The sequence below is a fragment of the Polynucleobacter sp. QLW-P1DATA-2 genome, assembly GCF_001870365.1.
GTDB lineage: Bacteria > Pseudomonadota > Gammaproteobacteria > Burkholderiales > Burkholderiaceae > Polynucleobacter.
In genome coordinates this window covers 779120-804845 of record NZ_LZMQ01000003.1, presented here as the reverse complement: position 1 = coordinate 804845, position 25726 = coordinate 779120, and the positions used below count along the sequence as shown (strand labels likewise).

The following is a 25726-nucleotide window of genomic DNA, read 5'->3' as shown; positions in this document are numbered from 1 at the left end:
CACTTTTGCTACTCCAATTATGATCCACGAGGGTGATGCTGCTGATGGATCGATTTAAGACGCTCCCTTGCTACATGGGTATAAATCTGGGTAGTAGAGATATCTGCATGGCCTAACAGCAACTGCACTACCCGAAGATCAGCCCCATGATTGAGCAAATGGGTTGCAAAAGCGTGACGCAGTGTATGGGGTGAGAGAGCTACTGGGATATTGGCTACCGTGGCGTAACGCTTAATCAACGCCCAAAATGCCTGCCTTGTCAGCCCCGTACCAGTATGACGCCCCACAAAAACGGCATCCGTTGTTTTACCCTCTAACAAGGGAGTGCGGGCCTCTGCCAAATATCGACGAAGCCACTGACCTGCCTCACCACCAAATGGCACTAATCGCTCTTTACCACCCTTGCCATTCACCACCCTAACAACACCCTCATTTAAACCCAGCGCAACGGTTTTCAGGGAGACGATTTCTGAGACGCGCAAGCCACTCGCATACATGAGTTCTAGCATCGTACGATCACGTAAACCTAAAGGTGTTTCGATATCTGGCGCATTGAGCAAAGCGCTTACTTGATCTTCACTCAATGTTTTTGGAAAACGTAATGCCTGTTTTGCAGCGCGTAATCCAATACATGGATCGTTCTTGACTAAATTAATACGCAAAGCATGTCGATAAAAACGTTTAAATACCGTCAGACGACGATTAGCAGTAGTAGCCTTGTCTGCACGGCGATGTGCAATATAAGCAGTGAGATCTTTTTCTTGGACTGAATATAAATCAGCGCCAGACTCCTTATAGAGCCACTGAGCCAATAACAATAGATCTCTGCGATATGCCGATAGACTATTCTTGGCCAACCCATCCTCTAGCCAGCAAGCATCACAAAAACGTTCGATTGCTGCTTCGCTTGCAGGATGTATTTGACCTTTAGGGGTCATAGTAGTTGAGATTTTGTGGCAAAAAACAAAGAGTTATTCACCGCTTACTTAACAGCCTCTTCCAACTTCTCAGCCAGCCAAATTTTCATCAGAGACTGATAAGGGACATCCAACTTATTGGCCTGTATTTTAATATTCTCTAGGAAGCTTTGGGAAAGGCGCAAAGAAATTGACGCCGTTGAAGGCTTAAGATTTGGCATCGTCACTTTTGCTGCCTTGGACAGATCAAAATAATCTGAGGCATCATTTCTTTCCCAAAAAGCACGCTCTTCTTTTTCGTTCTTGAATTTGGGAATCATCTTGTTAGGCTTTTTCATAAAATGCCCTTTCTTTTTTGCTCATTGGTCTTGCAGAAACCACTCTAATTAAGCTTGCCTTTTTACGTAAAGTAAACACTACAGATAACATCACTTTTGCGCCAGTGATTCCAAGCGCAAGATAGCGCCGTTCTTCCTCACTATGCTTCTCATCGCCAGAAATCAATAAAGGCTGATTAAAAAATATTTCCTCAGCCTCACCCTGAGTAACTCCATGCTTATCCTGGCTCTTATAGGCGTTTCCTGCATCCCACTGAAACCCTACTATTTGATGAAGATCGATCATTTATGTATATTATCATAATATACATAAGCTTCATAAGCAAATGGTTTTTAGGAACCCGTTAGCCCAGCATTAGTCACGGAAATTATTAAAGCCCAATGGCGCTTCGGTAACGTCTTTTTTCAATAAAGCCATCGTTGCTTGAAGATCATCACGCTTGGCACCAGTGACACGTACTGCATCACCCTGAATGCTTGCCTGGACTTTAATCTTGCTGTCCTTGATGATACGGACAACTTTTTTAGCAAGATCTGAAGTTATTCCTTTTTGGATCTTCATAGTTTGCTTGCGTTTATCGCTACCAATAGTCTCTTTTTTGTCATCTTTCAGATAACGAACATCCACGTTACGTTTGGCCATCTTGCCAAAAAGCACATCACGCACTTGACCTAATTTAAAATCGTCGTCACCAAACAAGATCAGAGTTTCGTCTTTTTGCTCTACTCGACTATCTGAACCCTTGAAATCAAAACGATTACTAATTTCTTTATTAGATTGCTCAATCGCATTTTTAAGCTCAACCATATCCGGTTCGCAAACTACGTCAAATGAGGGCATTTTTTACTCCTTAGTTAATCTCTTGGTTAATCTATTTAATATTGATTTGAGTTATCTTGCAATTATCTGCGCACTTAGCAGACATTCGAATAAGATTGTGGCATGAACTTTGCATCAAATGCCCATCCAAGCCCAAAATCGAGCCCAAACCTTGGTCTTAAGCATCGCAATACCTTTGGGTTTGAGGCAAGCGCAGAGCTCGCCTATGAAATTACCGCTCCCGAGCAAATTCCAGCAGTGATGACGCAAATAGCCGAGAAGAAATTGTCTTGGCGCGTTCTAGGCGGTGGCAGCAACGTCATTTTGCCAACGGTTTTACCCGGTGCAACCTTGCTTATGAATATCGCCGGGCAAGAAATTATTTCCTCCGATACCAATTCGACTCTGATAGCCGTTGGTGGTGGCGTCAATTGGCATGACTTTGTTGCATGGGCCTTAGAGAATAATTTGCCAGGCCTAGAGAACTTAGCTCTTATTCCAGGTACGGTAGGTGCCGCACCTATTCAGAATATTGGCGCCTATGGGGTTGAAATCGGTGAGTACATTGATTCTGTTGATGCCTATGATGCCAATAGTCATGCCTTTGTCACCCTTACAAATGAAGAGTGCTGCTTTGCTTACCGCGATAGCTACTTTAAGAAAAATCCCCAACGCTTTATTGTGACAAAGGTCGTCTTTAGACTTCCCAAGCAATGGCAAGCACGCGTTCATTACGCAGATTTGGCAAAACAGTTTTCCGAACAATCTAGCCCAAGCCCTGAAGAAATCTTTTTAGCGGTTTGTAAAATTCGCACTCATAAACTGCCAGATCCGAAAGTCATCGGTAATGCAGGCAGCTTCTTTCAGAATCCCATCGTACCTAATGAGCAATACGAAACCCTGCTTCATAAATTTCCAGGACTGGCTTCTTACCCTGATGCTGCCGGCAAGCGCAAGCTAGCGGCTGGCTGGTTAATTGACCAATGTGGCTTCAAAGGCCAACGCATGGGAAATGTTGGTGTCTATGAAAACCAAGCTCTAGTCCTGGTTAATCACGGCAATGGCACAGCCCAAGATATTTTGGGGCTTGCTAAATGCATCCAGGAGAAGGTTAAAAAAGAATTTGGCGTGCACTTAGAGATCGAGCCAAATATTTTGTAATTTGCATTTCCCTTGAGTCCTTATGGGCTAAAAATCTTTCAGATTAATTATTGCAAATTGCAATATAATGGTTTTATGAGAGTCATCACCAATCGTCGTCTATTAGATTTTTCTAGCCCTCACAAAGATGCTCTTGAGCCTCTTCAGTCATGGAGAAAGCTGATGGAATTCGGATCTTATAAAAATTCTGCAGAAGTAAAGCAAGTTTTTAGATCTGCTGACAAGGATGGGTGGAAAAAATGAACCTTAACGACCTCAAAAAGGCTTGGGAAAACCTATCCAAGACTGTTGATCTCAGCCCTATTCGCACCGAAAAGCAATACAAAAAAATGGTGCAATTAGCAGACATGCTGTCCGATGTTGTCGCGTCGTCAAAAAAACATCCCTTGATTGATCTCTTTGAGCTTGTAAGCGAGTTAATTCGCACTTATGAACACGAGCACTTCAAAATAGATGATCCAAAGCCTGAAGCGGTATTGGCTTTTTTAATGGAAGAGCATCAACTCAAACAATCTGACTTGCCAGAGGTTGGCAATCAAAGCGTTATCTCCCAAATCTTGTCTGGAGCCAGACAACTAAATGTAAGACAAATTAACGCTCTAGCAAAAAGATTCAAAGTCCCAGCGGGAGTGTTTTTTGAGCGGGCTTAAAAAATCAGCTGCCTACTTTGATTAGCTCAATCTCAACCTGGCCTTCAGCTAAACGAACCTGATAGCTAGTTTTTACCGATAACTCATTAGGATTACGTACTGCCCGAAGTAACTCTTTTTCCTTTTTTAGAATCACTGCATAGCCCCGCTCTAAAGTTCTTTGCGGGTTCAGCATTTCTAATTGTGATTGGTAATGAGTTTGATTGCGTTTCCAATTTTCCATTCTCACCGACCAAGCTTGATTGAGGCGCTGCTGCCAACTCACAATTTGCTCACGCATGCGGTCTGGGTTCGGTAAAGCATGGCTTAGTCTTAAGGCAAGCTGGTCCAGTGTTTGTGCCTCACGCTCTACCCGTTGATTAATGCGCTGGAGTAGGGCCTGCATGATGGCATCGAGCTCCTGCAACATTTGATCTCTGCGGGGAGCGGCTAACTCTGCAGCCCCGGTTGGTGTTGGTGCACGTAGATCAGAAACAAAGTCAGCAATTGTGAAATCGGTTTCATGACCAACACCGCTTACCACTGGAATAGGTGAGCTTGCAATGGCATATGCCAATTGCTCATCATTAAATGCCCACAAATCTTCAATACTTCCTCCACCACGTACTAGCAAAATCACATCCACCGCTTGTTCTTTTGCTGCAGCTTTCAGTGCAGCAATGATTCCTGCGGGAGCATCAGAGCCCTGCACTAGCGTTGGATAAATCACAACTGGAATATGTGGCGCACGCCTGGCTAAAGTACTGAGCACATCTTTTAATGCTGCAGCTTGGGGTGAAGTGATGATGCCGATTGATCGCGGATGCGTTGGTATTGCTCTTTTACGATCTTCATCAAACAATCCTTCTTTTGCCAACTTGGCTTTGAGCTTTAAAAAAGCTTCGTATAGACCACCCATACCAGCGCGTCGCAAAGTTTGAATCGTGAGCTGAATGTCACCTCTTGGAACATACATTCCCAAGCTCGCGCTGACTTCAACCAAATCACCGGATTGCGGCATAAAGCCAACCTGGCCATTGCGGCCACGAAACATCACACAGCGAATTTGACCTTCTTCATCCTTGAGCGAGAAATACCAGTGTCCACTGTCATAGGCCTTAAAGTTCGAAATCTCCCCGCTAACCCAGACAGTATCGAAACGATCCTCCAAAGATTGAGCAATGGCGCGGTTTAGATCGCCGACAGACAGAATTTCTCTTGATATTTCAGACATTTTTTCTCTTTGCTCCCCAAGCCTTCTCGCTTAGACGGTAATAAATATCCACAGAAGCCTATTGGCCCTTGGTTTAATGCTCATAAGTAAGTAGTTACTGACCCGAAACGTCTCATAAATACTACAGTTAAAATGTAAGCCTTTGATTTATTTACTAAATTTATCCCAGTATGAGACGGTGCTTTTTAGGGTTTTTCACTACTCCGACCATCAATCAAGGACTTAGAGCATCCTCAGAAAAAAGTTTTGCACAGAGTTATCCACAGGCAAGCTTTCTGAAAGAGGCTTCTTAATTCAGCTAAAGTACTGAGCTTATGTACCCTATCTTACTATCTGCCGGCTGGCCTATTTGGCCCCTTTTAATCATTTCGATCATTGGCTTAGCCATTGTTATAGAGCGCAGCTGGTATCTGCGCCAAGTTCATATTTTTCCTAAAGGCAGTCTAGAAGCGGTTTTTTCCTCTGCCAATCAGTTGCTTAGCCAAAAAACATTACCCAATGAGCAAATGGCACAGCTAGCCCAACTATCCCCGGCAAGCCCTTTGCTTACCTGCGCTTTGCGTGAGAAATCTGCAGGCAATCATGCTCAATCGACATTAGAAGAACTGCAAGCAGTAGCACAAGCAACTTGGCTCAAGTTTGATCGCTATCTAGGAGCGCTGGCGACGATTGCCACCATAGCCCCATTGCTAGGTTTATTTGGCACTGTAGTGGGCATGATTGAAATCTTTGGTAGTCAAGGAGCCATCAATGGTGCCGGTAGCCCTCAACAACTTGCGCACGGCATCTCTGTTGCGCTTTACAACACTGCATTTGGTTTGATGATTGCGATTCCTGCACTGGCCGCTTGGCGCGCATTACGTGCAATTGCAAACCAACGTCAGCGTGAGTGCGAAGAGTTCACGCGCCAGTTATTTAAAAAACTATACCCAACCGAATCAACGCAATGAGTTGGTTAGATACACACTCACAAGCAAGAGGAAGATTTTCTCTAGGGACTACAGCAGTTTCTGCTGAGCCAGAAATTAATCTCATTCCATTTATTGATGTCTTATTGGTAGTGCTCATCTTTTTGATGATCTCCACTACCTTTACACGCTATCAAGAATTAGCAATTACTTTACCAACTGCTAATGGTAGTGAGACTCAGACAGAGAGCAAACAAGTACACGTTGCTGTGAGTCGTGATGGCCGCTTTGCAATTAACGGCAAAGTGACAGATCCACCTCAATTGAGTAATGCCTTAGCGCAACTGAGCAGCAAGGACAGCAGCCTTCAAGTCAATATCGATGCAGATGCTAAGGCTCCACATCAAGCGGTGATGACTGCCTTAGAGGCGGCACGTGATGCCAATCTGAGCAATATTGTTTTTAGTAGCCAAAACAAAAAAATAGGCAACTGGAAAAGAATATGGCGCTATCTTTTTTTCGTAAAGCTCCTCAATTTTGGGAAAGACGTGGCCCAACCAGCCTCTTACTGTGGCCACTCTCATGGCTTTATGGTGTTGCCTTGCGTATTCGCAAACTGATTCATGATTTAGATCTTTCGAAGGTCAAGCCCACTCCAGTACCCATCATTATTGTTGGCAATATTCGGGTTGGCGGCACAGGTAAAACGCCCATCGTGATTGCACTTGCACAACAACTATCGCAACTGGGCTGGAAACCTGGAATTATTAGCAGGGGTTATGGAGCATCAAGCCAAACCTCTCCCCTGCAAGTAAGCAGTAGCTCCGACCCCGCTTTAGTAGGCGACGAACCTGCATTGATCGCAAAACGAACTGGGGATCAATTTCCGATTTGGGTTTTTCCCAAGCGTCAACAAAGCATTAAGGCTCTACTCAAACATACTCCTGAGGTCAACGTCATCATTAGCGATGATGGCCTTCAGCACCGCGGACTTATTCGCTGGCCAGCTCGTGAAGGTGGTCGCGATATTGAGTTTGTAGTCCGTGATGATCGAGGTGAAGGCAATCACTTCCTACTTCCTGCGGGTCCACTCCGCGAGCCTGCCACACGTGAGCGAGATGCGACGCTATTTACTGGCACGCCTAAGAATCAAAAAAGCGGCATTTTGGATGAGTATTTCTTAGGCCGTCGATTGTTTAACTTAGTAAGTCGCCTAGGTACTCCATATCAACTCATCAACACCTCTAACACGCTATCGTTCGAGCAAATTGCTGAGCAATTTTTGCCAAAGAACATGACTGCGATTGCAGGTCTTGGTAATCCAAAGCGCTTTTTTAATGATTTAGCAAAGCAAGGTATTACCGGTAAACAAATTCCGCTTCCGGACCACGCCACCTACACACCAGAATTCTTTGCTGCCATCAAAGCGCAATGCATCCTCATTACTGAGAAGGATGCGGTTAAATGTTCAGGCATCCTAGATGAACGCATTTGGGTTGTGCCAATGTCACTGCATTTGCCAGATAATCTGATGGATTGGCTGCAATCCATTTTGCAAAGGCCAGACCCCCGTCGCTACACTTTATAAGCCTTGGAACTCTATTTAACTGTCCACTTAATACGTTAAGCGCTACACTCTTTTCTTATACCCTTTATTTGAAATAATTATGGACAAACGCCTACTTGATATCTTGGTTTGCCCTTTATGCAAAAGCCAACTGCATTTAGATGCAGAAAAACATGAACTGATTTGTAAGGCTGATCGTTTAGCCTATCCAATTCGGGATGATGTCCCAGTGATGCTAGTTGAAGAAGCGCGCAGCATGACCGCTGACGAAGTTCTCTAAGCAACTCCAAATGAGTGCAACCCAATCTCTAGACTTTTTGGTTGTCATACCTGCAAGGCTAGGCTCTACTCGGTTGCCGCGTAAACCGCTGGCTGATATTGGCGGCAAACCCATGGTAGTGCGTGTTGCAGAGCAAGCTAAAAAATCTTTAGCCCAGAGCGTAATCGTTGCAACCGATTCAGCAGAAATTCAAGCAGTGTGTGATGAGCATCGTATTGAATGTTTATTGACTAGTGAGAACCACCCAACTGGTACTGATCGCCTTGCAGAAGTAGCGCAATTATTAAAACTCCCTAGCAATACTTTAGTGGTCAATGTTCAAGGTGATGAACCGCTCATACCCCCTGAATTAATTAATCAAGTGGCTCAAACTTTGGCTGATCATGTGGAATGCGCCATCTCAACAGTAGCCGTACCAATTCATGATGATGGTGAAATTCAAAATCCCAACGTCGTTAAAGTAGTCCTCGATCGAGCGGGTGAAGCCCTTTACTTTTCAAGAGCTCCCATTCCTTTTGTAAGAGATGCAAAGCCAGAACGAAAGGTAATGCATTTGAGGCACCTGGGCATTTACGCTTATCGAGCTGATTTTTTACAGGCCTACTCTCGCTTAGAGCCTGCACCCCCAGAACAAGCAGAAGCCTTAGAGCAGCTTCGCGCCCTCTGGAATGGCTATCGTATTGCGGTTCATACAGCCACTGAGACCCCACCAGCAGGGGTTGACACCCTCGAAGACCTCGAACGCGTTAGAAGCCTCCTGGCTAACTCCTAGCAATTGTGGGGTGAATTGCTGTTTCTCGGGGATAATCCTAGGCATTAGATATAAAGGATCCCGACAAAATACGGGACAATTACAAATCTTATAAGGGGAAAACAATGCGGTTAATTCTGCTCGGTGCACCTGGTGCTGGAAAAGGCACACAAGCTCAGTTCATTTGTGAAAAATTTGCTATTCCACAAATCTCCACTGGCGACATGTTGCGTGCTGCTGTGAAAGCCGGAACTGAACTCGGTGTTGCTGCTAAAAAAATTATGGATGCCGGCGGGCTAGTCTCTGACGACATCATTATTGGCTTAGTTAAAGATCGCTTGACTCAACCAGATTGCAGCAAGGGCTATTTGTTTGATGGTTTCCCTAGAACCATTCCTCAGGCACAAGCCATGAAAGATGCTGGTGTGCCAATCGATTACGTTTTAGAAATCGATGTTCCATTTGATGCCATCATCGATCGCATGAGCGGTCGTCGTGTTCACCCAGCCTCCGGCCGTACTTATCACATTAAGTTCAATCCCCCTAAGGTTGAGGGCAAGGATGATGTAACTGGCGATGCTTTAATCCAGCGTGATGACGATAAAGAAGAAACAGTTCGTAAGCGCCTGCAGGTATATAACGACCAAACTCGCCCTTTGGTGGAGTACTACTCCTCATGGGCAACGCAAGCCAGCGCAAGCGATAAAGTCAAGGCACCTGCTTACCGTAAGGTCAGCGGCACCGGAAACGTAGAGGACATCACTGCCTCAATCTTTGTTGCACTGAAGTAAATTGGCATCTAAAAAAGCACTCATTATTGGCATTACCGGGCAAGACGGTGCTTATTTAGCAAAGCACCTCTTATCCAAAGGATATGAAGTAACGGGGTCTTCACGCGATGTGATGGCCTCATCTTTTAATAACCTCAATATTCTTGGCATTCGCTCACAAGTCAAATTAATTTCCGTATCGATTAATGACTTTAGAAGCGTCTTTAATGCCATCCAGGAATCCAGCCCAGATGAAATCTATAACCTGGCTGGTCAAACTTCTGTAGGACTCTCGTTTGATCAACCAGTGGAAGCCATCGAAAGCATTGCCATTGGCACTTTGAATATTTTGGAAGTGATTCGTCTTCTCAACAAGCCTGTGCGTTTCTACAATGCAGGCTCAAGTGAGTGCTTTGGAGATACTGGCGATACACCAGCAAATGAACAAACGCCATTTGCACCACGTAGCCCTTATGCAGTCGCCAAATCTACAGCCAAATGGCTGATTAATAGTTACCGTGAATCTTATGGCCTATATGCCTGCACAGGTATCTTGTTTAACCATGAATCTCCATTGCGTCCCGAGCGCTTTGTGACGCAAAAAATTATTGCCGGCGCTGCCAAGATCAAAGCTGGTCAACTGAATAAATTACAACTGGGTAATTTAGATATTTCCCGTGACTGGGGTTGGGCTCCTGAGTACGTCCAGGCGATGTGGCTCATGATGCAACTCGATCAGCCTGACGACTTTGTGATTGCCACTGGCAGAAAAGAATCTCTCAAATACTTTGTAGCTAAATCCTTTGAATACTTTGATCTGGATTGGCAAAAATATGTTGAGATCGAACCAAACTTCTTTCGCCCTAATGAAATCATTTCTAGTGTTGGCAACCCTGAGAAAGCCATTAAGGCATTGGGCTGGAGTAAGCCAACCGATATTGATGGCGTTATTAAGATGATGTGCGCTGAAAAAGCGAAGTTAATCTAAGTCTTACTTAGGCATGCACGCTTAGCTTCATGCCAAGCGCATGAACTACTTTTGCCACCGTCTCAAAACGCGGTCTAGCCTCTATCTTTAATGCTCTATACAAAGATTCGCGGGTGACACCACTTTTTTTGGCAATTTCAGTCATGCCCTTTGCTTTAGCAATATCGCCAATTGCAGCAACAAATAAGGCAGGATCACCATCTTCAAGTACAGCGGAAAGATATCCTGCAATATCTTTTTCTGTTTTCAAATAATCCACTACATCAAACTTTGAAAAATCTTTGTTTTTTATCTTTTTGCTACTTTTCATTTAATCCTCTAAGCTTAGAAGTAATTTCTTAACCCTCTTAATATCAGTAGCTTGGGTAGATTTACACCCTCCACCCAGCATCAAAATGATAGTTTTTCTATGTTGTACGTAATACATTCTCCAACCAGCGCCAAAATGCTCACGCATCTCCCATACCCCAGCACCTACTGGCGCTATATCTCCCAAGCTACCAAGCGACACCTTACGAAGCCTTGAAAGCAATCGGCCGCGTGTTATGGGATCTCGAATACCACTAAACCACGCATCAAACTCATCTGTTTTATTGATTTCATACATGCATCAATTGTAATCAATTGGTTACAGTATATAACAAGTAACCTCAAGAATGTCGTGGACTTTGAAATACTTAAAAGGGGGTTTTGAGAATTGCTACTACTTCAGCTCTTTGAGCGCACTTTCAAAAGACTCGATATCTGCAAAGCTTCGGTAGACTGAGGCAAACCGAATATAGGCCACCTTATCGAGACGTTTGAGTTCACGCATCACCAGCTCACCTACGCGCTCACTAGGGATCTCTTTTTCGCCTAAGCTCAGAAGCTTTTCTTCGATACGCGCAATCGATTCATCCACTGAATCGGATGATACGGGGCGTTTACGAAGAGCTAACTTGAGTGAACTCGCCAACTTATCGTGACTGTATTCCACCCGGCTACCGTTCTTTTTAACGATTGCAGGCAATACCAGTTCAACCCGCTCATAGGTTGTAAAACGCTTATCGCATTTGGCACAACGGCGACGACGACGAATCGTATCGCCCTCATCCGATACCCGGGTATCTAAAACCTGGGTATCGTCGTTATGGCAAAAAGGGCAGCGCAATCTGAGCTTCTTTCTCTACTGACTTAACCGTAAACAGGAAAGCGCTTTGTTAACTCAGAAACTTGAGCACGAACCTTAGCGATATTTTCTGCATCATTTGGATTATCTAAAACATCCGCAATGAAGTTGCCCACTTGACGGGCTTCAGCCTCTTTAAAGCCACGCGTCGTCATTGCTGGTGAACCCAAACGAATACCGCTGGTCACCATTGGCTTTTCTGGATCATTCGGAATGCCGTTCTTGTTACAAGTAATGTGAGCTTCACCCAAGACACGCTCAGCTTCTTTACCAGTCATCTTCTTCGCGCGCAGATCTACCAACATGACATGTGAGTCTGTACCACCAGAAACAATCCGTAGACCACGTGAGATTAAGGTCTCTGCTAATGCTTTAGCGTTGGCAACTACCTGCTTTTGATAATCAATAAAGCCAGGCTCTTGCGCCTCTTTAAACGCTGCAGCCTTACCAGCGATCACATGCATCAAAGGTCCGCCCTGTAAGCCTGGGAAGACTGCAGAGTTAATGGCCTTCTCATGCTCAGCTTTCATCAAAATGATGCCGCCACGTGGACCACGCAAACTCTTGTGTGTAGTGGAAGTAACAATGTCGGCATGCGGTACTGGATTTGGATAAACACCTGCCGCAATGAGACCAGCATAGTGCGCCATGTCGACCATAAAAATAGCGCCCACCTCTTTTGCTAATTTAGCAATACGCTCAAAATCAATTTTCTTTGAGTAGGCAGAAGCACCAGCAATAATCAACTTTGGCTTGTGCTCGCGAGCTAAACGTTCCATTTGCTCGTAATCAATTTCTTCATTTTTGTCTAAACCGTAAGCAATCGGGTTGAACCACTTACCGCTCATGTTCAATGCCATGCCGTGGGTCAAGTGACCCCCTTCAGCCAAGCTCATACCCATAAAGGTATCGCCAGGTTTTAAGAAGGCCAAGAAAACCGCTTGGTTTGCAGATGCGCCGCAATGGGGCTGCACGTTAGCTGCCTCAGCACCAAACAAGGCTTTGACGCGATCAATTGCGAGTTGCTCAGCAACATCAACAAATTCACAGCCGCCGTAATAACGCTTGCCTGGATAGCCTTCGGCATACTTATTCGTCAATTGGGAGCCCTGAGCCTGCATAACCGCTGGAGAGGTGTAGTTCTCAGAGGCAATGAGCTCAATATGGTCTTCTTGACGCTTGTTTTCGTTCTGAATGGCTGCCCATAACTGGGGATCGGTTTTGGCTAAGGTGTTCTGACGGTCAAACATGGTAATAATCCTGAAGAATTTGGATTGCTGCGTTAATTAACTTAGTAAAATCAACCTACATCATACAAAATCCACCATGACCACCACACAAGACCTCTCATTCCTCTCCCTCGTCCTCAATGCCAGCCTATTAGTCCAGTTAGTAATGTTGTTATTACTAGGGATGTCCGTTGCCTCCTGGACCATTATTTTCAAGAAAACTGCCGTTTTAAGAGGGGTTAGGCAAGATACCGAGCGCTTTGAGCGAGATTTCTGGTCGGGTGGCGATCTCAACATCCTCTTAGAGGCTGCCCAGCGCAATACCCGCAGCGATGCTGTCCTAGAACACATCTTTGAGGCAGGGATGCAAGAGTTCATGAAAGTTCGTGAAATTGATGCTGCCCGCCGCGCCATGAAAGCAACCTACCAACGTGAAATGGATGCTCTAGAAGCCAATCTTCCATTCCTGGCATCCGTCGGATCTGTATCCCCCTATATTGGTCTTTTTGGAACTGTGTGGGGAATCATGCATTCCTTCCGCGGATTAGCCAACGTGCAGAACGCAACACTTTCTGCGGTTGCCCCTGGTATTGCTGAAGCATTGATCGCAACAGCGATTGGTTTGTTTGCGGCGATTCCTGCCGTAGTCGCTTATAACCGCGCAGCAACGGATGTTGATCGCCTCGCCATTCGTTTTGAAACTTTTATTGAAGAGTTCACGAATATTCTGCAACGTCAAACTGCAGGTCGTTAATTAGTCATGGCTGCCTCTTCTTTGCGTAAATCAAAACGTCGGGCAATGTCCGACATTAATGTTGTGCCATATATCGACGTGATGTTGGTGCTATTAGTCATCTTTATGGTTACCGCACCTATGGTGAATCCGGGCGTAGTCAATCTACCAACTGTTGGTGGAGCTAAAGTGCAATCCTTACCCCCTATCTTTTTAACCATCGATGCCAATGAGAATGTCATTGTTCGTAAAGATGGTGAGCCCACTCAAACCTTAACTCCATTTGAGCTTGGTGCGTTTGCAAGAAGCCAGGCTGAAAAATCAGCCGATCAGCCAGTAGTAGTTGCGGCAGATAAAACAATCAAATACGAAACCGTGATGAATGTCATGTCTAAGCTGAAGGAAAATGGCGTCAAACGGGTTGGCCTAGCAGTCAAAAGTCAATAAACGCTGATGCAAGATACTGATCCAGCCTCTTTTGATTAATGAATAGCGCATCCACCTTTCAATCTCCTGTCACTCCTTTTAAGCGAGGACGCTTTACCAAACAGGAAAGCACTAAGCGTGCATTTACTTTTTCTTTAATTGCGCATTTAGGATTGCTCGCTTTTTTAGTCATTGGTATTAGCTGGAATAACTCCACTCCTGCTGGAGTTGAAGTAGAGCTTTGGGATTCAACTCCTCAGGTTGAAGTGCCGCCCGAACCAGAACTCAAAACAGTTGTGAAAGAAGAGGCTGCTGATATTGCGGTTAAGAAAAAGAAAGTAGAAAAAGAGCCACCCAAAAAGGAAGTAGTCAAAGAGGCGCCGAAAGCAGTGAAACCTCCTCCACCAAAAGAGAAGGAAAAGCCAAAGAAAGAAGAGCCTAAAAAAGTAGAGGCTCCTAAAGCGCTATCCCCAGCCGAAACCAAAGCAAATGCTGCAGCAGCGAAAGTACGCGCCGATCAATTAGCAAGACTACGAGCTGCCGCAGGTGCTGAAGGTGGCAGCGGGGGTACTGTTGGCAATGGTGTCGGTGGTGGTGGCAATGCGCCCCCAGGCTGGACAGATAAAGTAATTAAAAAAGTGAAGCCGCTTATCGTCTTTAATCCAGAATCCGTTAGCGGTAACCCTGCAGCAGTCATCCAAGTGAACCTTGCGCCCGACGGGGCTATTCTGAGTACCAGCGTCTTAACTTCTAGCGGCAACCCCAGCTGGGATCGAGCTGTGCTCTTAGCGCTTTCACGTGCAGAAAGTCTGCCTAAAGATGACAATGGCAAGATTCCACAACGCGAAGTGAAGTTGACCTTTAAACCCAAGGACTAAAGCATGTTGCAGTTAATGAAAAAAATGGCTTTTAAATCGCAATTCTTCAATATTGCACTTGCTACTTTAGTCATCAGTATTGCGAGTCCAGCATTCGCGCAGATGAATATTGAAATCACTGGCGTTGGTCAATCGCTTTATCCGATCGCAGTCATGCGTTTTAAAGATGAAAACAAACTGCCCACTAGTGTTACTGAAATCATTCGGCAAGACCTAGCACGCAGCGGTTACTTTAAAAATACTGAGAACGGTAATGCCGTTGAGAGTGATGACGGTACTCCAAATTACAAATCATGGGCAGCACGTGGTGCAGATGCTTTAGCTGTTGGTTCGGTTGTTCAGACTGGCTCCAGCCAATTTGAAATTCATTACAAATTATTTGATATTCGTACATCCCAAAGCCTTGGCGGTTTAAATCTCAACTCCAGCGCCGATAATTTGCGTGCAGTAGCCCACAAAATTGCCGATGACATCATCTTCAAACTCTTAGGTGAGCGCGGCGTCTTCTCTACCCGTCTATCTTATGTAATCAAGGATGGCAAGCGCTATTGCCTCGTGATCTCTGACGCTGATGGTCAAAATATTCGCAATGCGATGAATAGCGGAGAACCAATCATTTCTCCATCATGGTCGCCCGATGGAAAAAAAGTGGCTTACGTTTCATTTGAAGATCGCAAGCCTGTAATTTATGTTCATGAATTAGCAACTGGTCGTCGTATTTCTCTTTCCAACCAAAAAGGGAACAACAGTGCACCAGCATGGTCACCCGATGGGAAACAGCTCGCCATCTCACTTTCGAAAGATGGCAATACTCAGATCTACGGTATTAATGCGGATGGGACTGGATTGCATCGCTTAACTCGTGGCAGCACGATTGATACAGAACCACAATACTCAGCTGATGGTCGTTACATTTACTTCACAAGTGATCGTGGGGGCAATCCACAGATCTATCGCATGAGTGCAGATGGCGAGCAGGTCGAAGGTGCAAAACGCGTTACCTTTAAGCAAGGCTTTGTGACATCGCCACGAATTTCTCCAGATGGGAAATATTTGGCCTACATCGCCAACATTGGTGGTGCATATCGACTCTACATCCTCAATCTCGCAACTGGTGATGCCCAAGCATTAACTGACGGTACAAGCGATGAATCACCCTCCTTTGCTGCTAATGGCCGCTATGTTCTCTACTCAACTAAAGTGAACGGGAAGCGTGTCTTGGCGGCAGTTTCCGTTGACGGCAACTCGAAGCAGGTACTTAGCATCCCAGGATCCGATGTACGTCAGCCTTCTTGGGGCCCCTTCATGGACTAAGCACCTTTTTTCGGGGTGAAATAAGCACTTTTGAGACGCTTGGGGGCATAATATTGCTATAGGCATAGGGCCTAATTCAATTACTTATAGAGTTTGCAGGAAAAGGAAAATCATGAAAGTTTCTATCGCACGTCGTGCCGCTACATTTGCCCTGATTGGTGCAACGGCATTTTTGATGGCAGCTTGTTCAAGCGTGAAATTGGATGACACTGACGGTGCCAATGGCAGCGGTAGTGGTAGTGGCAGCTTTGGCTCACAGCCATGGAATGATCCTAAGAGCCCACTCTTTGAGAAAAGTGTTTATTTCGGATTTGATGAGTACACCGTTCAGACTAAATACCAAAAAATGTTGTCTGCTCATGCGGGCTACTTAAAAGCAAATCCAAAACAGAAGATCATCATTCAAGGTAACACTGACGAACGTGGCACTGCTGAATACAACTTGGCATTGGGTCAACGTCGTTCAGATGCTGTGCGTAAATCATTGAACCTGATGGGCGTTTCTGACGATCAAATGGAAGCAGTAAGTTTTGGTAAAGAAAAGCCAAAGGCGGAAGGTGATACAGAATCTGCTTGGGCAGAAAATCGCCGCGCTGATATTGTTTACATTACGAACTAAATGAAGAGCTCCTCACACGCTTTCAAACAAACGCTCTCACGAGCGTTTTGTTTAAGTGCCGCACTCGTTTGCTTAAGCGCCTCCAATAGCGCTTGGGCCCTATTCTCAGATGACGAGGCGCGTAAGGCTATTTTGGATTTGCGTAAATCTTTGGCTACCACCCAGCTTGAATTGCAGGGTGAAATTGAGAAGCTCAAAGCAGACAATGCTGAGCTACGCGGAAAGATCGAAAACCTGGAGAAACAAGGTGAGGATATTTCTTCTAGTCAGAAGACTTATTACCAAGATCTAGATACTCGTTTAGGTAATTTTGAACCTCGTACAGTAACGATTGAAGGCGTTAGTGGCACTGTGCAGCCTGGCGAGAAAAAAGCTTACGACGATGCACTCAAATCGTTCCAAGCTGGCAATCTGAAAAAGGCAGATGAAGGATTTTCTGCATTTACCGCAAAGTATCCTAAGAGCCCCTACCTGCCGCTTGCGCTTTACTGGGGTGGCAATAGCAAATACGCCAACAAAGATTACGCTGGTGCTATCAACCAGCTACAAAGTCTCATCAAAAAATATCCGACTCATCCACGGATTCCAGGAGCGATGTTGACATTGGGAAATTCTCAACTAGAGAGTGGTAATAAAGCGGCAGCTAAGAAAACATTTAGCGAGATCATTGCTAAATATCCAGATACTGATGCAGCTAAAGATGCGCAGCAATTCATCGCCGCTACTAAGTAATCTTCATGTCTAAGCTGTCTGCAGCCTTTCAGAATATCGCGCCACGCAAGCCTGGAGCACCTGCAGTCATATTATTTTCGGGTGGCTTAGATTCCACTACCGTGCTTGCGCTAGCAAAAGACTTGGGCTATTCGCCTTATGCCCTATCAGTAGGCTATGGTCAACGCCACTCCTCTGAATTAGCTGCTGCGAAACATATTGCCAAGCAAATTGGCGTTGCGCGTCATGAAGTTGTCAATCTCGACTTAACGCGTTTTGGTGGCTCAGCATTAACGGACTCATCGATTGATGTGCCTATCATTCCAGGCAAAGATCAAGAAATCCCGGTGACTTACGTCCCAGCACGCAACACGATTCTGCTATCTCTAGCCTTAGGTTGGGCTGAATCACTCGGTGGTTTAGATGTGTTCTATGGTGCAAACTCTGTAGACTACTCGGGCTACCCTGACTGCCGCCCAGAGTACGTATCCTCTTTTGAAGCCATGGCTAACCTAGCCACTAAAGCTGGTGTAGAAGCAGTCAATAATGACAATCGCTTCCGTGTTCATGCGCCCATTATCCAACTCACCAAAGCTGAAATTATTCAGTTGGGTAGCACTCTTGGTGTGGATTACTCACAGACAGTGTCTTGCTATCAAGCCAATGATTTAGGTGAAGCCTGTGGCGAGTGCGAATCTTGCCGCCTAAGACAAGCAGGCTTTAAGCAGGCTAATGTAAGCGATCCAACACGCTATCGAAAAAATAAATAAGGCAGTGAGTCAGCTCTTCTGACGCTTATTTAACCTGAGTTTCAAGCATACGCGCTACATAACGCGCAATCAAATCAATCTCTAAATTTACGGCATCACCCTGCTTGAGATTACCTAGCGTTGTATTTTGTAAGGTATGCGGGATGATATTGATATCAACGACACAGGCCTTATTACTATCCTCTGTTTTATTGACGGTCAGAGATACGCCATTGACCACGATTGAACCTTTATAGGCTAAGAATGGGGCTAATTCTTTAGGCGCCTCAATGCGTAATAGCCAAGACCCGTAGGCATCTTGAGCAATCTGGGAAAAGTGGGCAACCTTACCTACTCCATCAACGTGACCACTCACCAAGTGACCGCCAAGTCGATCATTTAATCGAAGTGCTTTTTCTAGATTCACTGGGCCAACTTGATCTAAGCCAACAGTCTTATTTAAAGACTCACGAGAAATATCCAAAGCAAAGGTATTGCCATCAAAGTCAGTTGCTGTCATGCAGGCACCCTGAATGGCAATACTGTCTCCAAGCGCCACATCATCCAAATAAGCCGAAGGAACTTCAACAACCAAGTGCAGGCCATCACCTTTTGCTTGAGCGCTTTTGATTTGACCTACGGCAGTAATGATTCCAGTGAACATAGCGTTAATTTTAATTCTTCTTGTTGAGATCTTTATGAGTGTTTAATTAGTCTGAGCCTGAAATCATTGCCAAGCAAGCTCTGGTCAATGATTTGCCAGTCATCTCGAGACTTTAAGGAAAGTAATGCTGGTACATTTGCCATACCAATACCTTCACCCATAAAAAATGGGGCGTAATAGAGCAAGAGCTCATCCACACACTCTTCTCTGAGCATTGAGCCGTTGAGCTTAAAGCCTGACTCCACATGAATCTCATTCATCTCTCGCTCTTGCGCAAGATAAGCAAAGAGTCCCGGTAAATCCACCTTACCAGATGCGTTAGCCATGGCAATTACTTCAATTCCTCTAGCCTCAAAGGCCTTGGCTTTTTCTTGTTGTTCTGCACTATCTATGCCGGCACAAACAATCATGGCACCAGACTGATCTAGATTATTCAAAATCTTGGCATTGGTCGGCGTCTCTAATTTAGAGTCCACAATAATTCGCCAAGGCTGACGTTGCGTTTCAACTTCTCGTACATTCAGAGAAGGATCATCCTCTTTAACAGTGCCAACACCAGTCACAATTGCACAGGCTTGAGCGCGCCAATGATGCCCATCAGCCCTAGCAAGAGGACCAGTAATCCACTGACTCTCGCCATTTGGTAAGGCGGTTTTTCCATCAAGACTTGCCGCTATCTTCAAGCGTACCCACGGTAGACCACGAGTCATTCTGGATATAAATCCACGATTGAATGCTTGCGCCTCCATTTCCATCAAGCCACATTGCACTTCAATCCCCGCTGCTCTCAGTTTCTCCAGACCATTTCCCGAGACGAGCGGGTTTGGATCCTTCATTGCCGCAATGACTTTAGCTGGCTTTGCGGCAATGAGTCCATCTACACATGGTGGAGTGCGGCCGGTATGACTGCATGGCTCCAGAGTGACATAGATCGTAGAGCCAGCAGGATCTTTTCCATTTGCTTTAGCATCTGCAAGCGCTTGCACTTCTGCATGAGAACCGCCAACGCGCTGGGTAAATCCTCGGCCGATGACTTGCCCATCTTTAACGATGACGCAACCTACCCGCGGATTAGGGTTCGCCAAATAAAGTGCTTTTTGAGCCTGGGCCAAAGCCTCGCTCATCCATTGGTGATCAACAGCGGTATACATGGGTCTATTAAACCATTCAATGGCATCGCTTAGCATCCCTGGCAGGGTCACAGATGCGCCAGCGTCCACCGCTACCCAATATCAGCTGGCGCTCTAGGTCGGGAACCTTCTGATGACCAAGGACTAGGCGATTGGCTACAAATCCACCTTGGGCTGTTTTAGCCGCCCCCGCAGCATTAAAAAGAATGCCTATCTTGCCTGTGTGAGGGTCAATAAAGTGTCTAGCTCCACCTTTAAAGAAAATGGGGTCAGTCTTACCCTGAGAAATCCATGTCTTGCTAACGCATGAGGGTTTGATTGCCTTACCAATACAAGCGCCATAGACAGCCCAACCACTTTCCCATTTGCCTGAGCTAGGCTCTAGCCTTACTGACTCCCCCAGGTGTAATGCTTGCTGACGAGCAAAGTGAGCATGTGCAATAAATCTTCTGGCAACAAATTCAATTTCACGAATGGCAATCTGCTCTTGCAAAAGTGGCATGGTGATTATTGCTGAAATAGCCACTATCAAAATCACTGCCATCATCTCTAGCAAGCTAGCACCGGTATCAGGCTGAAAATTTTTATTCAAATGCTTGACGCCAACTGAGTCGAGTAAGGAAACCGGATTTTTCATCTGCCAAGATATGGACCTGAATAGTTGGCTTCTCTTTACTAGTTATGAGCCATTGGTTTTTTCCTGCTGACTGAATAAGGCAATCATTCTCTGTTAACGCAGATAAGTTAAGGATGTGGTTCTCGCATTTGATCACTGCACTTTCTGCTGCCATAAATTGCTCTTGTGCAAGCTCGATTGTTTTCACTTCAACTAAACGCAACACTGTCAATCGCTCTAGATACACAATCAGAGATGAGCATAGAAGCAATAAGGACATAACCCACGCCAAAATCATGGGAGATTTCTCGTAGTAAAAGTGCGCTCAAACGCCTTTTGAATCATGGCTCCATCAGTCATTTCTAAGGTAATCCTAAAGGACCGCTGCCCCAAGCTTGATTGGGCTCCCAGCCCCTCAATCCTCAGGGCGTTGATGCCGTTCATCAAGGTCGTATTTTGTATGCGCCCCTGACGATCTAATGACTGACACATAAGCGAGCCTCCATTTACCTTAGCCCCTTTTGCTACGCCAGCCTGTTGGTTAACTAAAAACCCCTGAAGTGCCAAATCATTTTTAGTTCGTTCGCTAGTTAATACATTTCCAAGGCAATCAAAATCTATACCTTCAGATAACTGATGTCTAATCACTAAGGAGTCTGATCTTTGATAGCCATTTCCTTTTTGAATTTCGATTGGAGGATGCGAGCTATTTCTACCGAAGCTTGAGTTATTAGATTTGATATTTTGGTAACCAGCCATTCGAATCGCGCGTCCAATTAACTCTAATGCACGCTCTGCTTCTGTGGCTAAAGCTTGAGTTTTTTCATATTGGATTTGCTTAGCCATCAAATCACTACTTATTTTTAAGAGCGGGTTTAATAACAGGACGCACAGAGTGATTCCGACTAGACACTCGAGAAGACTCATTCTTTAAACCTATAGATGAAGTATTAGGGGTATTACGAAAATGGGCTTGATTGCTATTGACCCTAAGTTGCTCAGCGAGCTCATAAGTATCAAAATCCAGCCTAAGTTCTGATCGTCTTCCTTCTTGCTGAGCCAGCCGCAGAGCTAGACCTTGATAAGCACCAACAGAAGTCATCCAAACGCCCAAAATGAGGCTCATTGCCACTAAAACCTCTAGCAAAATGAATCCATTCGGGGTCTCTGAGCGCATAAGACATTTTCTAGGGCTTTGATAAGCTATAAAACAGGGGCTAGAGGCTCTTACTGTCAGAAAAAGGGAAGATTGCCTTAGGGGATCAACTACAAGGTTAACGACAATTGCCTGCTCAGCTTAAAATAGAGGGCTATGCCAAATACCCTTGCCTACACCGAAGAAATCATTGCCGAGCTCCGCGCTGGCCGGATGGTCATTCTTGTTGATGAAGAAGATCGTGAGAATGAAGGGGATTTAGTCTTGGCGGCAGATCACGTTAGTGCTGAGGCAGTCAATTTCATGGCCAAGCATGGCCGTGGACTTATTTGCCTGACCCTAACCCGTGAACGCTGTCAGCAACTGAATTTACCTTTGATGGTGCGGGATAACGGCACATCAATGGGCACCAACTTCACAGTCTCTATTGAAGCTGCCAGCGGTGTGACCACTGGTATATCTGCAGCAGATCGCGCCCTCACTATTAAAACTGCCGTAGCATCTAACGCTAAACCAGGCGACTTAGTTCAGCCAGGCCACGTGTTTCCTTTGATGGCTCAACCAGGCGGAGTATTGATTCGATCTGGCCACACTGAAGCAGGTTGTGATCTTGCTGCGATGGCAGGTTGCACACCGACATCAGTGATTTGCGAAATCATGAAGGATGATGGCAGCATGGCGCGCTTGCCAGACTTGCTAGAGTTTGCCAAAGAGCATCAACTCAAAATTGGTAGCATCGCTGACCTTATTCAATACCGCAGCCAACATGAAAGTATTGTGGTGCGTGAAGGTGTTCGTGAATTCATCACTCCCTGGGGTAAGTTTGAAGGCATCATTTACCGTGATACCCCAAGCTCATGCATTCATATTGCGCTTGTCAATGGCAAACCATCAGAAGCTGAAGAAACCCTGGTGCGCGTACATGAGCCCGTTACAGTCCTTGACTTTTTAGATGCCAATGTCAGCACCCATTCATGGCCACTAGCTCAGGCTCTTCAACAGTTAGCAGCTGCTCCAGCTGGAGTTGCCGTTTTACTCAATGCTGCAGGCATTGCTGCCCCTAATGATGCTGACTGGTTGGCACAATTTCAAAAGCTCAATCAATCGAAAGAGGAAGTAATAAAGCCTTTAGCTCGTAAAACTGATTTCCGTAGCTACGGTATAGGCGCCCAGATCCTGAAAGATATTGGTGTGGGTAAGATGCGTTTGCTAGCCAACCCAAGCCCCGTACCAAGCCTGTCTGGCTATAAGCTAGAAGTAACTGGCTACACCCCTTATCAGCCCAAGTAATTTTTACTTACCCCACAGAAAAATATCATGACCGATTCAAGCAATGACTTTGTAGGCGTTTTAGAGGCAGACCTCAACGGCCAAGATTTACGCATTGGCATCGTGCAAGCACGCTTTAATGAAGATCATTGTGTCGCACTCACACATGCTTGCATCAATGAATTGATTGCTTTAGGTGTATCGCAAGCAGACATCAAGTTAGTTACTGTTCCTGGCGCACTGGAAATTCCTTTTGCACTTCAAAAACTTGCTGAAACAGATGAATTTGATGGACTCGTAGCATTAGGCGCAGTGATTCGTGGTGAGACTTATCACTTCGAGCTAGTCTCGAATGAATCTGCTGCAGGCATTACTCGCATCTCAATCGATTCTGGTTTGCCAATTGCTAATGGCGTACTTACTTGCGATACGGATGAGCAAGCGCATGAGCGTGTGAACGTAAAGGGTGCTGATTGCGCCAAAGCCGTTGTAGAAATGGCCAATCTTGCTTTAGCCCTGACTCCCGATATTGATATCCAAATGAACACTGGTGAAGAGTAAATTATTGCTATGAGTAAATCCGGTATCAATCCCTCACAGTCACCAGCCTCCAAGGATGGGGCAGATGTTAAATCAGCTGCTCCAAAGCGCTCCCTGACACCACGTCGCCGCGCCCGTGAATATGCCCTCCAAGGCGTGTATCAAAGCTTAGTAGTGCGTCGCGCAGGAAGCCTTCCCAATAGCGCTGCGATTGCCAAGCAGCTCTCCGAAGATCCTGCCTTTAAGCGTTGCCAGCTGGATTTATTTACCGGAATTTTTGAGGGCGTCTTAGATCGCACGGATGAACTAGAAGCCATCATTACTCCCGCCCTTGACCGCCCCATTAATGAACTTTCTCCGGTAGAGCATGCCGCCCTTTTGATCGGTACTTACGAATTAGCTGTTGATCTTTCAGTGCCATATAAAGTCGCCATCAATGAAGCTGTTGAGCTTGCTAAGACCTTTGGGGGAACTGACGGGCACAAGTACGTTAATGGCGTTCTGGATTTACTGGCGCAAAAATTACGTACCGTAGAAATACAGGCTAATTAAATAAACACCCCTTTATTTGGATGTCAAAGCCCCTGAGCAATAGCTTGTGGGGCTTTTTTATTTCTGAGGATAAAATCATTTAAAGCCAGACGCACCAACCCACACCCCTCAGATCGGCAAAGTTCATTATGGAAAAAATCGATATTCGTAGTTTTCTAAAAGATCACAAACTCTTCAAAGAACAGGCCTTTATTAACGGCAAATGGATTGACTCTAAAGAGCGCTTTAATGTAACTAATCCAGCTACCGATGAAATCATTGCCTCCGTTAGTAACCTAGGTCCGCATGAGGCTGAGCAAGCTATCGCCGCAGCCGAGAAGGCATTACCAGCATGGCGCAATAAAACGGGCAAGGAACGTGCTCAAATCATGCGCCAATGGTTTGATCTGATTATTGAACATACCCAAGACTTAGCGACTTTGATGACCTTAGAGCAAGGCAAGCCGCTAGCAGAAGCTGCCGGAGAGGTTGTTTATGGCGCATCATTTGTTGAGTGGTTTGCAGAAGAGGCCAAACGTGTAGCTGGATCGATTCCAGCTACAACTTGGGGCGATAAACGCATGATGGTGCTCAAGCAAGCTATTGGCGTTTGCGTAGCCATTACACCTTGGAACTTTCCAATTGCAATGATCACTCGCAAAATTGCACCAGCTTTGGCTGCAGGTTGCACGATTGTCATTAAGCCTGCCGAGCTAACACCCTTATCTGCCCTAGCCCTGGCAGAACTTGCAATTCAAGCGGGCATTCCTGATGGCGTCATTAATATTTTGACTGCTGATGCGCAGCAATCTATCGCCATTGGTAAAACCTTGTGCACCTCACCAACTGTTCGCCATCTCTCCTTCACGGGTTCAACGGAAGTTGGGCGCATTTTGATGGAACAATGTGCGCCTACTGTTAAGAAGCTCGCCTTGGAATTAGGTGGGCATGCGCCCTTCATCGTATTTGAGGACGCAGATATAGACGCCGCTGTCAGTGGAGCGATCGCGTCAAAATTTAGAAACTCTGGTCAGACTTGTGTGTGTGCTAATCGCTTTTATGTCCACAAAAAAGTTCAAGATCAATTTGTAGAAAAGTTTGCAGTAGCCCTCACCAAAATTAAAGTGGGCAATGGAATGGATCCAGGCGTTACCCAGGGACCACTCATTGAAACGGCTGCCCTGGAAAAAGTAGAGAAACATGTGGCTGATGCCATTGCAAAAGGAGCTAAATTGATTGCTGGCGGCAAAAGAACTTTTGCCACAAAGAACTTCTATGAGCCCACCATCCTATCTAACGTGACAAGTGAGATGCTGATTACCTATGAAGAGACTTTTGGCCCTGTTGCACCCATCATTCCCTTTGAAACAGACGAGGAAGTGATCGCGTCAGCCAATAACAGTCAATTTGGTCTTGCCTCCTACTTCTACAGTCGTGACATTGGGCGCATCTGGAGAGTAGCAGAAGCCTTAGACTACGGAATTGTGGGGGTCAATACAGGCCTGATTTCGAACGAGGTTGCCCCTTTTGGAGGCGTCAAGCAGTCAGGCCTGGGTCGCGAAGGCAGCATCTATGGAATGGATGAATACCTAGAAATGAAGTACGTCTGTGTTGGCTTATAAAACTCAGT

At 45.5% G+C, this 25726-nt stretch carries 35 protein-coding genes; 20 read left to right on the top strand and 15 right to left on the bottom strand.

The window, feature by feature from the left end; translation table 11 throughout:
- Positions 1-17: 17 nt before the first annotated feature.
- From xerD to A9236_RS06720, 4 genes are all read right to left on the bottom strand, one after another.
- The gene (gene xerD / locus A9236_RS06735) at positions 18-938 is read right to left on the bottom strand and encodes a site-specific tyrosine recombinase XerD (protein WP_071464646.1); all 921 of its coding nucleotides are present in this window, start codon (positions 936-938) and stop codon (positions 18-20) included.
- A gap of 44 nt (positions 939-982) precedes the next feature.
- Complete coding sequence (locus tag A9236_RS06730) at positions 983-1255, bottom strand: BrnA antitoxin family protein (RefSeq protein WP_071464645.1); 273 nt, start codon at positions 1253-1255, stop codon at positions 983-985.
- On the bottom strand, positions 1242-1541 hold the full coding sequence (locus tag A9236_RS06725; protein ID WP_071464644.1) for a BrnT family toxin: 300 nt from the start codon (positions 1539-1541) through the stop codon (positions 1242-1244). Before A9236_RS06725 ends, A9236_RS06730 begins: the two co-directional genes overlap by 14 nt.
- A 69-nt stretch (positions 1542-1610) precedes the next feature.
- Positions 1611-2096 carry a YajQ family cyclic di-GMP-binding protein gene (locus A9236_RS06720; RefSeq protein WP_071464643.1) on the bottom strand — a complete coding sequence of 162 codons (486 nt, stop codon included), beginning with the start codon at positions 2094-2096 and terminating at the stop codon, positions 1611-1613.
- Positions 2097-2198: 102 nt separating this feature from the next.
- Here A9236_RS06720 and murB point away from each other — a divergent pair, with 102 nt between their 5' ends.
- Together murB and A9236_RS06705 are read left to right on the top strand one after the other, a co-directional pair.
- Entirely contained in the window at positions 2199-3236 is a 1038-nt protein-coding gene (gene murB / locus A9236_RS06715; RefSeq protein WP_071464642.1) for a UDP-N-acetylmuramate dehydrogenase, read from the top strand.
- Positions 3237-3475: 239 nt separating this feature from the next.
- Positions 3476-3886, top strand: a complete 411-nt coding sequence (locus tag A9236_RS06705; protein WP_071464640.1) for a type II toxin-antitoxin system HigA family antitoxin — start codon at positions 3476-3478, stop codon at positions 3884-3886.
- 4 nt (positions 3887-3890) lie between these two features.
- Here A9236_RS06705 and xseA read toward each other — a convergent pair whose 3' ends face one another.
- Positions 3891-5099: an exodeoxyribonuclease VII large subunit gene (xseA, locus tag A9236_RS06700; RefSeq protein WP_071464639.1), complete on the bottom strand. Its 1209-nt coding sequence runs from the start codon at positions 5097-5099 to the stop codon at positions 3891-3893.
- Between the two features lie 314 nt (positions 5100-5413).
- On the opposite strand from xseA, the gene A9236_RS06695 reads away from it, so the two are divergent.
- From A9236_RS06695 to A9236_RS06665, 7 genes are all read left to right on the top strand, one after another.
- Positions 5414-6049, top strand: a complete 636-nt coding sequence (locus tag A9236_RS06695) for a MotA/TolQ/ExbB proton channel family protein (protein WP_071464638.1) — start codon at positions 5414-5416, stop codon at positions 6047-6049.
- Positions 6046-6627, top strand: coding sequence for a biopolymer transporter ExbD (locus A9236_RS06690; protein ID WP_143070588.1), 582 nt, complete (start codon positions 6046-6048; stop codon positions 6625-6627). The genes A9236_RS06695 and A9236_RS06690 overlap by 4 nt, the downstream gene beginning before the upstream one ends.
- Positions 6510-7595 carry a tetraacyldisaccharide 4'-kinase gene (lpxK, locus tag A9236_RS06685; protein WP_071465105.1) on the top strand — a complete coding sequence of 362 codons (1086 nt, stop codon included), beginning with the start codon at positions 6510-6512 and terminating at the stop codon, positions 7593-7595. Before A9236_RS06690 ends, lpxK begins: the two co-directional genes overlap by 118 nt.
- 79 nt (positions 7596-7674) lie before the next feature.
- Positions 7675-7854 carry a Trm112 family protein gene (locus A9236_RS06680; protein WP_071464637.1) on the top strand — a complete coding sequence of 60 codons (180 nt, stop codon included), beginning with the start codon at positions 7675-7677 and terminating at the stop codon, positions 7852-7854.
- 10 nt (positions 7855-7864) lie between these two features.
- The gene (kdsB, locus tag A9236_RS06675; RefSeq protein WP_071464636.1) at positions 7865-8626 is read left to right on the top strand and encodes a 3-deoxy-manno-octulosonate cytidylyltransferase; all 762 of its coding nucleotides are present in this window, start codon (positions 7865-7867) and stop codon (positions 8624-8626) included.
- 104 nt (positions 8627-8730) lie between these two features.
- Positions 8731-9396 (top strand): adenylate kinase, encoded by a 666-nt coding sequence (adk, locus tag A9236_RS06670; protein WP_071464635.1) that lies wholly within the window; start codon positions 8731-8733, stop codon positions 9394-9396.
- Between the two features lies 1 nt (position 9397).
- Positions 9398-10363 carry a GDP-mannose 4,6-dehydratase gene (locus tag A9236_RS06665; RefSeq protein ID WP_071464634.1) on the top strand — a complete coding sequence of 322 codons (966 nt, stop codon included), beginning with the start codon at positions 9398-9400 and terminating at the stop codon, positions 10361-10363.
- A gap of 7 nt (positions 10364-10370) precedes the next feature.
- On the opposite strand, the gene A9236_RS06660 is transcribed toward A9236_RS06665, so the two are convergent.
- The 4 genes from A9236_RS06660 to glyA form a co-directional block, all read right to left on the bottom strand.
- Entirely contained in the window at positions 10371-10673 is a 303-nt protein-coding gene (locus A9236_RS06660) for an addiction module antidote protein (RefSeq protein ID WP_071464633.1), read from the bottom strand.
- Entirely contained in the window at positions 10674-10970 is a 297-nt protein-coding gene (locus tag A9236_RS06655) for a type II toxin-antitoxin system RelE/ParE family toxin (RefSeq protein ID WP_071464632.1), read from the bottom strand.
- 96 nt (positions 10971-11066) lie between these two features.
- Positions 11067-11513 (bottom strand): transcriptional regulator NrdR, encoded by a 447-nt coding sequence (gene nrdR / locus A9236_RS06650; protein ID WP_011902126.1) that lies wholly within the window; start codon positions 11511-11513, stop codon positions 11067-11069.
- 23 nt (positions 11514-11536) lie between these two features.
- A complete protein-coding gene (gene glyA, locus A9236_RS06645) occupies positions 11537-12781 on the bottom strand; it encodes a serine hydroxymethyltransferase (protein ID WP_071464631.1) in 1245 nt (414 codons plus the stop codon).
- A 76-nt stretch (positions 12782-12857) separates the two neighbouring features.
- Between glyA and tolQ the strand changes: the two genes are divergently transcribed.
- From tolQ to queC, 7 genes are all read left to right on the top strand, one after another.
- A complete protein-coding gene (gene tolQ, locus A9236_RS06640) occupies positions 12858-13514 on the top strand; it encodes a protein TolQ (protein ID WP_071464630.1) in 657 nt (218 codons plus the stop codon).
- A 6-nt stretch (positions 13515-13520) separates the two neighbouring features.
- Entirely contained in the window at positions 13521-13940 is a 420-nt protein-coding gene (gene tolR / locus A9236_RS06635) for a protein TolR (RefSeq protein ID WP_071464629.1), read from the top strand.
- A gap of 38 nt (positions 13941-13978) precedes the next feature.
- The gene (locus A9236_RS06630) at positions 13979-14797 is read left to right on the top strand and encodes an energy transducer TonB (protein WP_071464628.1); all 819 of its coding nucleotides are present in this window, start codon (positions 13979-13981) and stop codon (positions 14795-14797) included.
- Between the two features lie 6 nt (positions 14798-14803).
- Positions 14804-16111, top strand: coding sequence for a Tol-Pal system beta propeller repeat protein TolB (gene tolB / locus A9236_RS06625; protein ID WP_083393454.1), 1308 nt, complete (start codon positions 14804-14806; stop codon positions 16109-16111).
- A gap of 112 nt (positions 16112-16223) precedes the next feature.
- Entirely contained in the window at positions 16224-16730 is a 507-nt protein-coding gene (gene pal, locus A9236_RS06620) for a peptidoglycan-associated lipoprotein Pal (protein ID WP_071464627.1), read from the top strand.
- A complete protein-coding gene (ybgF, locus tag A9236_RS06615) occupies positions 16731-17462 on the top strand; it encodes a tol-pal system protein YbgF (RefSeq protein WP_071464626.1) in 732 nt (243 codons plus the stop codon).
- 5 nt (positions 17463-17467) lie between these two features.
- Positions 17468-18211, top strand: coding sequence for a 7-cyano-7-deazaguanine synthase QueC (gene queC / locus A9236_RS06610; protein ID WP_071464625.1), 744 nt, complete (start codon positions 17468-17470; stop codon positions 18209-18211).
- A 25-nt stretch (positions 18212-18236) separates the two neighbouring features.
- On the opposite strand, the gene A9236_RS06605 is transcribed toward queC, so the two are convergent.
- From A9236_RS06605 to A9236_RS11000, 6 genes are read right to left on the bottom strand one after another with little or no spacing between them, the layout of a single operon-like run.
- Positions 18237-18854 carry a riboflavin synthase gene (locus A9236_RS06605; RefSeq protein ID WP_071464624.1) on the bottom strand — a complete coding sequence of 206 codons (618 nt, stop codon included), beginning with the start codon at positions 18852-18854 and terminating at the stop codon, positions 18237-18239.
- A gap of 32 nt (positions 18855-18886) precedes the next feature.
- Positions 18887-20005 carry a bifunctional diaminohydroxyphosphoribosylaminopyrimidine deaminase/5-amino-6-(5-phosphoribosylamino)uracil reductase RibD gene (gene ribD / locus A9236_RS06600; protein ID WP_071464623.1) on the bottom strand — a complete coding sequence of 373 codons (1119 nt, stop codon included), beginning with the start codon at positions 20003-20005 and terminating at the stop codon, positions 18887-18889.
- 16 nt (positions 20006-20021) lie between these two features.
- Positions 20022-20576 (bottom strand): Tfp pilus assembly protein FimT/FimU, encoded by a 555-nt coding sequence (locus A9236_RS06595; RefSeq protein WP_236638749.1) that lies wholly within the window; start codon positions 20574-20576, stop codon positions 20022-20024.
- Positions 20569-20880: a hypothetical protein gene (locus A9236_RS06590; RefSeq protein ID WP_236638747.1), complete on the bottom strand. Its 312-nt coding sequence runs from the start codon at positions 20878-20880 to the stop codon at positions 20569-20571. The genes A9236_RS06595 and A9236_RS06590 overlap by 8 nt, the downstream gene beginning before the upstream one ends.
- A gap of 14 nt (positions 20881-20894) precedes the next feature.
- Positions 20895-21446 carry a hypothetical protein gene (locus A9236_RS06585; RefSeq protein WP_201721725.1) on the bottom strand — a complete coding sequence of 184 codons (552 nt, stop codon included), beginning with the start codon at positions 21444-21446 and terminating at the stop codon, positions 20895-20897.
- A gap of 7 nt (positions 21447-21453) precedes the next feature.
- Positions 21454-21777 (bottom strand): hypothetical protein, encoded by a 324-nt coding sequence (locus A9236_RS11000; RefSeq protein WP_143070587.1) that lies wholly within the window; start codon positions 21775-21777, stop codon positions 21454-21456.
- A gap of 135 nt (positions 21778-21912) precedes the next feature.
- Here A9236_RS11000 and ribBA point away from each other — a divergent pair, with 135 nt between their 5' ends.
- From ribBA to A9236_RS06565, 4 genes are all read left to right on the top strand, one after another.
- Positions 21913-23046 carry a bifunctional 3,4-dihydroxy-2-butanone-4-phosphate synthase/GTP cyclohydrolase II gene (gene ribBA / locus A9236_RS06580; RefSeq protein WP_071464620.1) on the top strand — a complete coding sequence of 378 codons (1134 nt, stop codon included), beginning with the start codon at positions 21913-21915 and terminating at the stop codon, positions 23044-23046.
- Positions 23047-23073: 27 nt separating this feature from the next.
- Positions 23074-23586 (top strand): 6,7-dimethyl-8-ribityllumazine synthase, encoded by a 513-nt coding sequence (gene ribH / locus A9236_RS06575; RefSeq protein WP_071464619.1) that lies wholly within the window; start codon positions 23074-23076, stop codon positions 23584-23586.
- Positions 23587-23595: 9 nt separating this feature from the next.
- Positions 23596-24117 (top strand): transcription antitermination factor NusB, encoded by a 522-nt coding sequence (nusB, locus tag A9236_RS06570; protein WP_071464618.1) that lies wholly within the window; start codon positions 23596-23598, stop codon positions 24115-24117.
- Positions 24118-24245: 128 nt separating this feature from the next.
- Positions 24246-25718 carry an NAD-dependent succinate-semialdehyde dehydrogenase gene (locus A9236_RS06565; protein WP_071464617.1) on the top strand — a complete coding sequence of 491 codons (1473 nt, stop codon included), beginning with the start codon at positions 24246-24248 and terminating at the stop codon, positions 25716-25718.
- Positions 25719-25726 lie beyond the last annotated feature (8 nt).